The 12,654-nt window shown below is 54.5% G+C and carries 14 protein-coding genes; all 14 read left to right on the top strand.

Going from position 1 to position 12,654, the window contains the following annotated elements:
• Window positions 1-2: 2 nt before the first annotated feature.
• The 14 genes from ACQ4WM_RS05595 (at window position 3) to ACQ4WM_RS05530 (ending at window position 12,391) form a co-directional block, all read left to right on the top strand.
• Window positions 3-1,901, top strand: coding sequence for a DUF262 domain-containing protein (locus ACQ4WM_RS05595; protein ID WP_436545692.1), 1,899 nt, complete (start codon window positions 3-5; stop codon window positions 1,899-1,901).
• A 318-nt stretch (window positions 1,902-2,219) separates the two neighbouring features.
• Window positions 2,220-2,525 carry a hypothetical protein gene (locus tag ACQ4WM_RS05590; protein WP_436545691.1) on the top strand — a complete coding sequence of 102 codons (306 nt, stop codon included), beginning with the start codon at window positions 2,220-2,222 and terminating at the stop codon, window positions 2,523-2,525.
• Window positions 2,512-2,892 (top strand): ankyrin repeat domain-containing protein, encoded by a 381-nt coding sequence (locus ACQ4WM_RS05585; protein WP_436545690.1) that lies wholly within the window; start codon window positions 2,512-2,514, stop codon window positions 2,890-2,892. Before ACQ4WM_RS05590 ends, ACQ4WM_RS05585 begins: the two co-directional genes overlap by 14 nt.
• A gap of 176 nt (window positions 2,893-3,068) precedes the next feature.
• Entirely contained in the window at window positions 3,069-3,614 is a 546-nt protein-coding gene (locus ACQ4WM_RS05580; protein WP_436545689.1) for a hypothetical protein, read from the top strand.
• Window positions 3,614-4,726, top strand: a complete 1,113-nt coding sequence (locus ACQ4WM_RS05575) for a hypothetical protein (protein WP_436545688.1) — start codon at window positions 3,614-3,616, stop codon at window positions 4,724-4,726. The genes ACQ4WM_RS05580 and ACQ4WM_RS05575 overlap by 1 nt, the downstream gene beginning before the upstream one ends.
• A 68-nt stretch (window positions 4,727-4,794) precedes the next feature.
• Window positions 4,795-5,310, top strand: coding sequence for a hypothetical protein (locus ACQ4WM_RS05570; protein WP_436545687.1), 516 nt, complete (start codon window positions 4,795-4,797; stop codon window positions 5,308-5,310).
• A 114-nt stretch (window positions 5,311-5,424) separates the two neighbouring features.
• On the top strand, window positions 5,425-5,556 hold the full coding sequence (locus tag ACQ4WM_RS05565) for a hypothetical protein (protein ID WP_436545686.1): 132 nt from the start codon (window positions 5,425-5,427) through the stop codon (window positions 5,554-5,556).
• A complete protein-coding gene (locus ACQ4WM_RS05560) occupies window positions 5,557-5,778 on the top strand; it encodes a zincin-like metallopeptidase domain-containing protein (RefSeq protein ID WP_436545685.1) in 222 nt (73 codons plus the stop codon).
• Between the two features lie 1,199 nt (window positions 5,779-6,977).
• Entirely contained in the window at window positions 6,978-7,202 is a 225-nt protein-coding gene (locus ACQ4WM_RS05555; protein ID WP_436545684.1) for a hypothetical protein, read from the top strand.
• A 10-nt stretch (window positions 7,203-7,212) separates the two neighbouring features.
• A complete protein-coding gene (locus ACQ4WM_RS05550) occupies window positions 7,213-9,009 on the top strand; it encodes a hypothetical protein (protein WP_436545683.1) in 1,797 nt (598 codons plus the stop codon).
• Entirely contained in the window at window positions 9,006-9,938 is a 933-nt protein-coding gene (locus ACQ4WM_RS05545) for a hypothetical protein (protein ID WP_436545682.1), read from the top strand. Before ACQ4WM_RS05550 ends, ACQ4WM_RS05545 begins: the two co-directional genes overlap by 4 nt.
• A gap of 2 nt (window positions 9,939-9,940) precedes the next feature.
• The gene (locus ACQ4WM_RS05540; protein ID WP_436545681.1) at window positions 9,941-10,663 is read left to right on the top strand and encodes a DUF6339 family protein; all 723 of its coding nucleotides are present in this window, start codon (window positions 9,941-9,943) and stop codon (window positions 10,661-10,663) included.
• Window positions 10,664-11,968 (top strand): DNA cytosine methyltransferase, encoded by a 1,305-nt coding sequence (locus ACQ4WM_RS05535; protein ID WP_436545680.1) that lies wholly within the window; start codon window positions 10,664-10,666, stop codon window positions 11,966-11,968. It abuts the gene before it with no gap.
• A gap of 3 nt (window positions 11,969-11,971) precedes the next feature.
• Window positions 11,972-12,391 carry a very short patch repair endonuclease gene (locus ACQ4WM_RS05530; protein WP_436545679.1) on the top strand — a complete coding sequence of 140 codons (420 nt, stop codon included), beginning with the start codon at window positions 11,972-11,974 and terminating at the stop codon, window positions 12,389-12,391.
• Window positions 12,392-12,654 lie beyond the last annotated feature (263 nt).

Genomic DNA, 12,654 nt, shown 5'->3' with positions numbered 1-12,654 from the left:
ACATGCAAGCGAATCCCCGCACGTTAGACACCCTGTTCAGCTCCCAGCTACGCTACATCGTGCCCATGTTTCAGAGGCTATACGTTTGGCAGCAAAAGCCGCAATGGGAGACGCTGTGGGAGGACATCAGCGAAAAGGCGAACCTGCAGATCGCGGGCGTTTCGACTACTCCACATTATCTTGGCGCGCTCATCATCGACGGCGTCAAAGCGGAGTCGCCGCGGGAGGTGAAGCGATTCCTCATCATTGATGGGCAGCAACGGCTGACGACGCTGCAACTTCTATTGTGCGCCTTCCGCGATGTCGCGCAGTCCAAAGGATGGCTGGCGCTCGCCAAGCCCATTAACAGATTCTTGGAAAACCCTGATCCTGAATCAATGGAGAAGCCAGAGGAGGAAGTCTTCAAGTTATGGCCGACATTGCTCAACCGCGACGTCTTCAAAGGCGTCCTGTCGGCCAAGACGCGCGCTGAGGTCGAGCGTCGATACCCACTCATCAAACTGCCGAAGAAGAGGAAGCCAAAGCTGCGGAGCAATTTGGTCGAGGCCTATTTGTATTTCGACGCCAGCATTCGCGCGCATCTCGCAGGCGCCGCAGCGAAGACGGGCAGGGCGGAAGAGGACTTGGCATTTTCTCTTTTTCAGTCGCTTAAGCAGGATTTTTGCGTCGTGGAGATTGTCTTGTCGGAGGGGGACGACTCGCAGGAGATCTTTTATTCCCTCAACTCCCAAGGCCGGCCATTGTCCCAGTCGGATTTGCTGCGCAGTTTGATCTTCATGCGCGCAGAAAAGCAGAAATTGGATCGCGACGCGATTTTTGATAAATATTGGAGCCAGTTCGAGACGCCTTTTTGGAGCTCGGAGACCACGCGCGGCGGCCGGACCTATTCTAGGCTGGACCTTGGCCTGCGCTACTTCTTGATGACGAAAACCGGCGCCATGATCGACGCCCGCCGCGTGAACGAGGAATACCGCCACTGGATATCGTCCACGCCGCCGAAGTATGGCTCGGTGGAGCATGAGCTTGCGGACTTCGTGCGCCACAGCCAGGTTTACGAGCGCTACGAGTCCGCCTCTGCCGTATCTCTGCCAAGCACCGATCTGCGCCGCGTGCTCATTGACTTCGACGTGTCCACCGCGCTCCCTCTCGTGATGTATCTGGAAGTGGACGCCGGCCTCGATGAGACTCAGTTGACCGAAAGCCTCGCGCTCGTCGAATCATTTGTTGCGAGGCGTGTCATCACTGGCGGCGAAAATAAGGAATACAACATTTTCTTCGTCGAGGTCATACGGTCTTTGATGGGATTGAAGCCAGCATCTGTCCTAGCGGCGCTTGCCGCGAAATTGATGGGCAGCCGAGGCTCGACCAGAAGTTGGCCGACGGACGCCGAGGTTGCGGACAGTGTTCGGCGCAGGGCGGTCGGCTCCGAGTTGAAGGCGCCGGCGCTCCGCGTCATCTTGGAGCGCCTGGAGCTGCGCGATCGCAGCAAGAAGAGCGAGAGTCTCGAAGTCCAGCAACTGCTGCAGATCGAGCATGTCATGCCAGTGTCGTGGAGCGAGCATTGGCCGCTGCAGGGCGTCGCGGTCCCGAAGGAGATATCAAAAATTCATTGGCTCGCCAAAGACGAATTCTTGCATCTTCAAGAGCCAATTCGACAGCGCAACGCTGCGCTGCAAACGCTGGGGAACCTCACGCTCTTGAACAAGTATTTGAACCCAGCGGCAAGCAATGGGGGCTTCGCTTTGAAGCTCAATGAATATCAGCACTCTGTATTGCGGCTCAATCGCTATTTCCATGGCTTTGCTGACTGGAGCGAGGAGGCCATTGAGCGGCGCGGGGCGCTGTTGGCCGAAGCCGTTTGTGAAATATGGAAGCGGCCAAGCGGCGCCGGTTCCGCATGATGCGCTTGGTGGCGCTCGCAACAATGCGTTGGCGGCGGCTCGGAATGTCTAGCGGCGCGTTTGCCGAGGTTTGTCATTCCTAAAGATTTTTGATCGGTTGGCAATCGGTGGTGGTTGGGCGCGGCTGCTTTTGCAACGCGTTTTTTATTTGATGTGGACGGCTCAACGAAAGGTATGGACATGGACTCGGATTTTTCAATGTGGTTGGGAGCGCTCGGCGGCCCAAGTGAGATTGGATTGTCGCGCTTGCTGCAAGTCGCGGAGATCGCGACAAAATTCCAAGAGCCCGGCAACTAGGGAAGTCTCTTCAAATTTGCCATGGACATTGATGAGGCGCACGAATTATCGCAGAACTATCAGCGCGGGTTCTCGACTGATTTGCAAGCGAGAGAACCCATCGAAGACAACGATCTCATAGGCGCAATCGTAGCCATCATGCCCGTGTTTTCGTCCGGCGTCGAGACGTCGACCCCGCCCATTGAAAATCCTCATGAGGGATATCTCAGTCATTCCGACCATCAAGAATCCAGGAAAAGAATGCTTGTTGTATGCAGCGCAGGCCACCACAGGCGCGCGTTTATGAATTCCCAGCCTTATGGCGCTGCACCACATGGCGAGCATTAAATATGCGGAGGGTAGCGACCCACGGGCAGTCGAATGGCTTCTCAAGTGCCGCGCGTCGCCCAATGCCAAGAACAAGAATGGCGACACTCCCATGGCCTATCTATGCGGAACCGAGGTGTGGGGCGGAGCCCAGCGCGCGACATTCCTGATGTTGCTCAAGGCGGGGAGCGATCCACGCGCTGCGTCGAATGATGGATCGACGGCTTTGGATTTGCTCAAACCGACTCAGACTGCCAATCCATCGCCTTTGCGCCAAACGATCATTGAATCATTGGAGGCCGACGTTGCCCAAACGAAGGCGGGATATTTCGGATGCAAGCTTGGAATCGACAAGTTGCCAACGTGGAACGCGACCTCGGCACATTGATGCGTATTGCGCGCTTCGTTTGTTCTTGCATCCTATTCTGGGGGATGACCGATGCAAGCGCGGAAGTAGCAATTTTATCTTGTGGTTTTGGCATAGAGCGAGTGCAAAATATGGTGGCTGGAAGCCCTATTTTTGAATTATGATTAAATTATCAAAATAATGACAAGAGAGCACCTATGCCGATTCTTTTGCGGTTAGCCGATCTCGGCGCGCGGCATCCTGGCGTCACAAAGGCGCTGGGCGACGCCTATGCCGAAGCCGCTGCGGTCTGCCTGAGTCGCCACCACCATGAAAGTCCCGTTAATGTTGCGGCTGAATATCGCAAAGAGGGGGCCGAGTGCGTCTTGCCTTGGGATGCGCCGACGGCTGCCGTCGCACGAGCGCACGCAAACGAAATCGACGCCACGGAACAAGGGGCATATGCGGTGTCCTTCGCTGCGGTCGAAGCATTGGCTGGCTTGGTCGCCGTGCGTCGCGCCGAGACTCTCACTGGTGCTGATTATTACGTCGCTCCACTGGGGGCCGCTGATATTGACGACATGGAGACTTGTTTGCGCATGGAGATATCGGGTGTCAACGCAGGCGGAGAGTCGACCGTTAGGGCTAGGCTCCGCCAGAAATTGCTGCAAACAGAAAAAGGGCGTAGCAATCTTCCCGCTTTGGCTGCAGTCATTGGGTTTCGCGAGAAGCTGATCGCGATCGCGCATATGGGAGAGGATTGATGTCTTGGTCCCAATGGCATACGGAGAGCGAAAGGCTGGCTTCAGAAGCCGAGTTCGAAGTCCGGCGCAGGGATATGGTGGCGGCCCGCATTCTCTATGGAAAGGCAGCGGATGCCGAAAACCAGGCATTGCTTGAGGTGGACCTTGGAAAAACACGCACTCTAGGGATCACGGCGGTGAGCGCGGCGTCGCTTTGGTTTAAGGCGGGCGCCTTCAAGAAAGCAGCGCAACTCTGTTTCCTCATGCTTGGCCGGGGCGACATGCCGGATTTCGCGTCAGCCCAATTGCAAGCGCTGGTGCAGGCTATCTGGATCGAAGAATCGAAGCAGGAGGCCCAGGTCGCTTTCTTGCCTGGACAGGTGAACTTCTCCATCAAGGGAGGAGAGGTGGTGGTTGGCGGCGCGCCGTTGGACTTGGTGGTCGACAAAGTGAAGGGCATCCAGTCGATCCTGCATCGAACAATCGAGGAGTCACAAGGCATGCCATTGAGGCGGCGTGGGGACCCTAAGCGAGAGGTTCAAGATGCTTGCCGAGCGTGGCTGTTCCAAATGCCCCCAGGCAGCTATCAATTCAGCGTGGCGATCCAAGAACCGCCACAACGTGACTTCTTTAAAACGACAGTCGATCCTGACTTGATCGCTGAGCGCTTCCTAGGCGTGCTACGGGCAACCGCATCCGGCGATGCCGCGCAGCTTGAGGCTTTGGTTCCTGACCCCGGTTATCAATCGGCCTTTTTGAAGCTCGCGAGAAATTTGGCTCCAACAGGGAAGACATTTGGTCAACTTGACGTGAGCTCCGCATCGGGGGGGGAGCCAGTCGCGCTTCGGCCAGACAATCGCAAGGCGCTCAACAACGCGATCAAGCGGTTGAATCCGAAGCCCGTATCCGACCCCACCGTTGTCGAGGAGGCATTGCGGGGCGTGTTAAGGGCGGTTGATCTGGACAAGGATTGGATTGAGGTGTCCTCGGATGTGACGACTTACCACATCAACGGGCTTGCCGAGGCGCTCGATGATCTCATCGGTCCAATGGTAAATCGGAGTGTCGTGGTGCGTGTGCGGAGAGATTCCTCATCGAAATACAAATTCGAAGATATCGAGCTTGACGAGTAGAGGGGCCATCGGACATCCTCTATCTGAAAGTGCTGTCGCAGGCTCTGATCAAACGCGGGCGCGAAGGCATGAACGGGAAATGGAATTTGTGCCCGGGGGGTGGGATTGATAAGCTTGCGCCTTTCGTGCGCCTCTTCGGTGGCAACAACCTCAACGTGGCGGTGCTGTCGGACATCGCCAACGGGGACAAGACCAAGATTGAAAATCTGAAGAAAGCGGACATTCTGAAAGCGGGGCACTTTTACACCTGCGCCGACTTCGTCGATCAGATAGAGGCCGATGTGGAAGACCTCTTCGACGCGGATCTATTCGTTGAGATTCTCAATGCGGCCTACAAGCCGCCAGCTAAGCATGTGGTGACCAGAGAGTCACTGATGGACGCCGCTGTGACGCCATGGATCGTGAAGAAGGCAGAAGCACTGTTCAAGCTGATGCCGCCGGAGGTCGCGAACTTCGATCACTTTGGTCCATACCGATGGCTGCTGGAACACCCTGCTAACCTTGATGACGACACACTTGCGGTCCAAACGACCTTGGACCGGGCTCAACGGCTGTTCGAGACGTTCAATAAGTTGCTTGGTTAGGAACGAATAGTCACGAGCAAAGTAATGGCAATCAAACTAGCTATCGAGCTAGAAGGGAATTTTTGCTCATGAGGCCGATCGTAAGCCGCAGATGTCGTCTTCAATGCTCAACAAATGGGCGGTGTCTTCCCGCTGGAAGCTTCTGAAACATTGTTCGCCCCTGTCGCCAAGGCGGAGGCGGTGATCCAGGTGCTCGAGGAAAAGACGGGCCTGCTCGTCGTTCATGGTGGCACCGATCCCAGCTAAGTGCCGGCCTTGGATGAAATACGCCTGCCGGCCAAAAAGTCCTTTCATAGCGCCTACGATTATTATGCGACGGCTATGCATGAAGGGGCCCACAGCACGGCGCACAAGAGGCGGCTGGACCGGCGAGAGGCGATCGCAAAGCGTTGGGGCGACGAGGAGCTGACATGCGCGTGGCGTTTTAGCGGTTGGGTAAGTCGGAGCGTGAGGGCAACGGTCGTTTAAAAGCTAAGCGTCACCAGGTCGCGGGCCCAACCAACTCTTGATCGTCTCATCGCGAACGCTGGTGCGAATTGCGTCAATGTCAATTGGAGGCGCCGAGCGCGGATAGCTGGACTGAGAGACGATGGCCGCGCATTCGCTGCTTCGACGCAAACAGCTATTACAAGTGATGACATGATTTTCAAAAATCGTGTTCGTAAAAGAGGATTCCACCCGTTGAACTGCCCCGAAGGCACCATAGCCGCAGCGAGGGCATGGAGGCGCTTCAAAACTCGTATAGCTTGGTTGAACCGGTGAGTCGCTCATATCCATTCCTTATGCAATCACATGATGAAACGTTGAGAGGTAAAATTATTATTCGGCAATCTTTGATAACGGTGATAAATTAATTATGATTATTGCTCAAATTTCTAAATTTTGGTTGCTTGCCGCGAATTATTTACAAGCCGTGTGCCTACACAATCAATTCGGCGAGCATTCCACCAAAATGACATATTCGCCAACGCGATGCGCGTTTGTCTCACGAGGAGTCAAAACTTGAGCGGGCTCCCCGCTTCAAGGGTAGCGCCGTAGCGAGCGGGGGGCGAGGCTGCGAGCGATCGGATGTGTGCAGTCGGTTGGATGTGACGTGGGCCAGCATACGCTCACATTGAGAATTTAGTCGCCATCAATCCGACTTGTCGGGCAGACCGATTTTGGGCGCATGCTCGCAGAGGAAGCAGGTTCATGTGCTGTGGGGCAAAAAAATTCTGGCAGCTGTTGCATTTCGATAATCGTTAAACGTTGGTGCGCACCGACCTGAACAATATTTACGATTTGGAGGCTGCAAATAACAATCATTTCTAGCTTTGCGACTCAACTGCGACACCACCGCTTAGGATGTAGCGGCTTTCCTGATCGCGCCTACCGCCACCCCTTGCTCACTGCTCAATGCGCTTCGGTTGCCGCCCCGCCCGCAGGATCGCTAGGAGAAGCTCATGCAAATACAGACGCTTCCTTTGGGCTACTCTGACCATCCAACAGTCGTGTGTCCTTACTGAGGTTCGTTCTTTGCGCTTGGGTAGCATGACCATGATGCTCAGCTAGCATCCTTTCTCTCTCAAACCATACGTGTGGGTAAAAAATGCATATTGTGTCAAAAATATTGATATATAATTGCTTACGACGCTACATTGCAAAAATGTAGAAAAATTGGAGGTCGTATGCGCGACAAGCGGGGAAAGTTCGTAGAACTAGCGGAGGCTCGGGTTACTAAGGCGACGCAAACCATGCGGCTGATCGGCAATCTGGCCAACACGCACAACTACGAGTATTCAGAGGCAGACGTTCAAAAAATTTTCGCGGCCATTGACGCCGAGGTAAAATTGCTAAAAGCCAAGTTTCATGCCGCGTTGCGTAAGGACGCGAATGAGTTCAAGTTGAAATGACAAGGAATCAATGATGGGATGGATTTTTCACGCCAGCGACCCTATGGGGGGCGCTGCAGGCGAAGCTTATGCCAACACTCTAAAATCCCCAGGGATGCAGCCTGAGCATGTGTTGGCGCGCGAGGCGATACAAAATTCCGTTGATGCTGGCACAGGAGCCAAGGTTGAAGTTTATTTTCGCGAAATCTCTTTGACCGGCGCGAAGAAAAAGACGTTTGTTGACGCAGCGGATTTGGGAGCCATTGAGGCTCGAAACGCCGCGCTGCAGTTTGCTCCAAACTGCTTGATCTCGCTCAACAAGTCTAGAACTCCACTGCGGCTGCTCTACGTGGACGACTACAACGCGGAAGGACTATCGGGAGATCCTCACGACAAAGGTTCGAATTTTTACCGGCTCCTGTTGTCTCTGGGCGACCGGTCCAAGGCGCGCACCGCGCACGGCACGGGGGGATCTTACGGTTTCGGTAAATCAGTTTACTCGTCAAGCTCAGCGATCCAAACGATATTTGCATACACCCGTTTCCAAGGCGCGGATGGAGCTGAGCGGACTCGTATATTCGGCTGCGGCTACTATCCCAGCCATGAATTCAAAGGGACGATGTATAGCGGGCGCGCTTGGCTAGGCTCCGTCGAGCGCAAGGACGATCTCGGCCGTGTGATTGTGGACCCGCTTGAAAATGCGCAAGCCGATGAGCTCGCTGAAAAGCTGGGATTTGAACTCAGAGCCGAAGGCCAATGTGGAACATCTATTTTGATCGTCGACTCCGACGTCAATATGGAATTGATCATGAAGGGAGTGGAAGATTGGTGGTGGCCGCGCCTCATTCAAAACAAGCTTGATGTTGCAATTATTGAGGCCGACGGAAAGGAGCACATTCCGCGGCCTAAAAAAAATATTGCATTAAAGCCATTTATTCAGGCATTTGAAATCGCCACATCTGTTGCTGAGCCAGCGGCTGGGGCACAAAAACGACTCAAACTCAACGCGTTTGAGGGCGTCCCACTTGGAACCGGCGGTTTGGTCGTCATCCCGGTGGATCAAACAGGCACACCTGTCGTGCCTGGCGATAAGTGCAATTCGGTTGCGTTGATCCGGGCGCCGCTGATGGTGGTCGCCTACAAGCAGTTCTCTGAGGCCTCGCCACCCGTTGCAGGCGCTTTCTTGGCTTCCGACAGTGAGGAGATTGATTTAGTGCTCAAGAAGAGCGAGCCGCCGGCGCATGACCGGTGGGATCCAGATTCAATCAATTTACGTGACGATACCGGCTTGGCTAAGCGCATGGTTGAGGCGGTCATCAGCAGGCTTAGACACGGGTTGCGGCGCTTTCAAACCGAGGCGGCTCCTCCGGCCCCGGCAAAGCAAAAGCGGTTGGGGCAGTTGGAGCGCGCGTTGGGAAGCTATTTTAAACCGCAAGGATTTGGAAACGCGGCTCCGCCTGACGGTGCTCCGTCGCCCTTGCATCTTGAGTTTTCAAAGCAGCCATCGGCAGAGGCGACCCCGTCAGGCAAGTTGCGCCTGACGAGCGTTTTCGTCGTTTGGCTTGATGACAAGCACGAAGAAGACGAGGTCCCCCTCAGACTTAGGATCAACTGTCCAGTCATTGAGGATGACAATGAAGAGGGTGACGATCTCAAGCTGGAAGTCAAGATTTCCGGCATCACCGCCACGCGCTTGGACGCAGAGGGCGCTGTGTATCGATTTTTGCTTTCAAAGCATGAGAAGGCAAAATTCACGATCATTTCCGAAGAGTATGACCCTGCCTGGACAGTGCGGCTGCGCCCAGACATTGACAAGGATGTAGCATGAGCAAGATCACATGGCACAAATCCGCCGCGAGGGATGTGCGTCCGTTTTTTGGCGCGGCGTCTCTTGAACGCATTTTGGAGAGCGCGGACATCAGGCTCTTTGAAGATGCTGAATTCACTTCGGAAACAGCTCACGTTGTGGAACCACAGCATCTTCGCAAGCTATCGCTCAGCGTGCGGCCGAACTTTAGTGTCGAATCGTTGGGTGGGGCATCGCTCACATCCGATGAACTCGTTCTTGCGGTCACTGTAGTGGAGCCGTTTTTGAAGAGGACATGCGTGGTGGCAATGGTGCCGTTGAGCAATGGCCTGCCCGAAGAGATTAAGGTCGGGGACGAAATTTTGGGCCAGATCGGTGGCGGCGGCATGGCCAACATTGATGTAGCTCTTTGCCTGAGCAAGGAGTTGCCAAAGCAGCCTGGCAACCCGTTCTTGCTTGGACACTGGCTTGCCAAGAAGACCTTCACGTTGCGTCCGCCGAAGGTGGCGGAAGGGTTTGATGTTGAGCCAATGGATGACGAAGGGTGGAAGCGGATGGGATTGCCCGCCAAGACGCTTTATCACGTCCAATATTTCGGCGGCATGAACGAGCCTGCGACTAAGGATCGTCAGATGGCGAAAGTTCATGTCCACATTGATGCGTATAACAAGTTGGCTGTTGAGTCGAATCAGCGGATCGCTAGGCCTGCATTGTCAATGCTCGCCGCTGAAATTTCTTGTCAGCTTTTGGCTCAAAGCGCCACCGAGTGGGAGGGTGACGATGAGGCGATTCAGAACAGCCCCTTAGCGGCTTTTTTGAAGCGGCTGTCTCAAGTTCAGGCATGCGACTTGGCCAAACTCAAAGCGTGGGTGAAAGAGCCCGGCACGCCGGCCCTGAGAGCCGCATTGCATGCCGACCAAAACACCGTGAGAACTATTGCTGAAAGCTGAAAATGAGATATTCGACAATTACCGGCGCTGATGCAAATGCATTTTTGACGAGCCGTCGCATAGGAGGCGACGTGGTTGCTGAGCCTGCCATCCGGGAGCGAGGAGACGGGGCGTTGGACGAGGGCTATGTCGTGGCCCTGCGGGAGGCGCTTTGTGGCTTGAGGTCGCAGTGGCCGGATGGCATCAAGAACGACCGGGAGCGCAACATGTTTGAGGGACAGGCTGCAAGGCTAGTTCATAGTATGATTCCTGCTGAGCCTGTGATGTTGAGCGACCCCGAGTTCTGGCTCTGGTTGAGTGTGGTTCATTTTTCCGAGCTGGTTGAGTGGCGTTACGGAAACCCGGCCGTCGGAACCAAGCTTGCAAACTATGGAATTGGAGCGCGGAATGAAAATCTCTTGTTCCGCTTGTGGTTGCGAGCCGAACTTACTCTCGACGAGGCAGCGCAGGACCGGTATCATCTAGTCCATGCAGGACAGATTGACTTCTATAGAAGCCACTTGTTTCGCCAAGGCTATGCAAATGCCCGCAACTTCGCTCGCGCGCTGTTGCGGTTCCAATACCCCAGCGCCGATAAGAACTCTCCGAATTTGAAGATTGATCAAATCAGAACTTTGGTGAAGCGTCTTCGGCGTCTAAGGTCCAATCTCTTCCTTGAGATTTTGCCCGAGGAAGAATGTCGCGCTGTCATTGAAGCGGAGGCGGCAGTTGTTATGGTTGAATGAATGAATAGTGAAGTTTTGGAGCAGTTCGCTTACGCGAACGATAGAGTGACGCGAACGCTGCGGATTGGGGACGGGGTTTGGAATTCTAGCGTTGCCAATGTGGCAGGGTCGGATCGGCCACCGGCGTCCGCATGGTGGCAAAGTTTTTTGAGAGGTGGCGCTGTTTATAACGATGCGCCGCCAAGCGATGCGCCGATTCGAATCGTCGACGCGTTTTGCGGGTGTGGCGGTCTGACTCTTGGCGCAACGCAAGCGGCAATTGCCGTGGGGCGCCGGCTTGAAGCGGTCGCCGCTATTGACGTGGATGGCGAAGGACTTTTGGTCCATCAAAAAAATTTCGGAACGAAGCATCTACTTCACACCAACGCGTCAAGCATTGTCGATTGGCACGTTAGCGGCTCGGGGACGGATTCGCGCTTTGCTTACGAGCCAGAGATCTTGGATCCAGACCTGGCGGGGGAGGTTGGAAAGATTGACCTCTTCCTTGCTGGACCGCCTTGTCAGGGGCACTCAAACCTTAATAACAAAACTAGGCGGGAAGACCCGAGAAATCTGCTTTACATTACAGCTGTGGCGATAGGCGTGGGGCTCCGGGCAAGGGCGATCGTGCTCGAAAACGTTCCAGAGGTAGTTAACGATAAAAGCGATGTTGTCAATACCGCAAAAACGTTGCTCAATGCCGCTGGTTATAAGTGGATCGATAGCGGCGTTCTGGCCGCGCACGAATTGGGCGGCGCGCAGACCCGAAAACGCTATTTCCTGATCGCGTGCAAAAATGACGCGGATATTGGACTTTCAATCAAAGACGTAGCGAAGGGTTTGCGTAACGACTCCCGGTCATTGGAATGGGCTATCGGAGATCTCGTGCGCGACGATTTGTCGTCTGGGGAGGGGCGCGGCGTCATGGACACAGTTCCTATTTTTTCTGAGGAAAACGTCACCCGAATAAATCACCTGTTCGACAATGATTTGTATGATTTACCTGACGAGGTCAGGCCGGATTGCCACAAAAACGGCCATACCTATCCTTCTGTTTACGGAAGAATGAAGTGGGACAAGCCGGCGCAAACAATCACCACCGGTTTTCTCACGCCCGGACGCGGACGCTATATTCATCCGCTGGTTCGCAGAGTGCTAACACCGCATGAGGCTGCTCGAGTCCAGTCGTTCCCGGATTCATTTTCGTTTGTTGTGGATGAAGGGAGTCCTCCCAGCAGGTCAAGCGTGACCAAATGGATCGGCGACGCGGTTCCACCTTTGCTGGGCTTCGCCGCGACGCTCTCCGCAATCGCTCGGCTGCGATAAACCTTGGTTGACACCTTATCGTCCGAGCAGCGCTCAGCGCTGATGAAGCGCGTAAAGCAGACGGGGACTGCTCCTGAGCTGGTGCTTCGTAAAGAGCTACATCGGATGGGGTTCCGCTATCTCGTGGATGACAATCGATTGCCTGGAACCCCAGATATAGTGCTTCCACGCTACAAAACTGTTGTTTTCATGCATGGATGTTTTTGGCACGGACACAGTTGCCGTCAAGGCAGGGCTCCCGCCAGCAACATTGAATATTGGCGGCCTAAAATTCACGCAAATCAAGAACGCGACGCCAGAAAAGAATCGCAACTTGTAGCACTAGGCTGGCAAGTGATTACCGTCTGGAGTTGCGAATTGAGCAAAAAACGTCTTGGCGAAACCATAGATAAAGTGGTTTTTTTAATCAAGAGAAATAAATAAAAAGCATGAATATGACCCGATGCGAGACGCGTATCGCGCTTGAGTCAGGCAAGGCAACGTTAGTCACGAATTTCGCGCCTCACGTAGGCCGTCATGGCAAACGAGCCAGTCAATACGCCGTCGAAAGAAATCGTTCACGAATATTTAAAGCGCCCCTGTTAAGACGTCATCCGGCGTCCACGCCCGATGAAATAGGGTGATAGCTTGGCTGGAAATTGATCCCCGTGGATGAGTGGCGTGGGAGAGAGCTTTGAGGAGTGGCG

This window comes from Janthinobacterium longum, from assembly GCF_051380735.1.
Classification (GTDB): Bacteria; Pseudomonadota; Gammaproteobacteria; order Burkholderiales; family Burkholderiaceae_D; genus Janthinobacterium.
The sequence above is the reverse complement of the archived record's forward strand: the minus strand, read 5'-3'. Positions and strand labels throughout refer to the sequence as shown.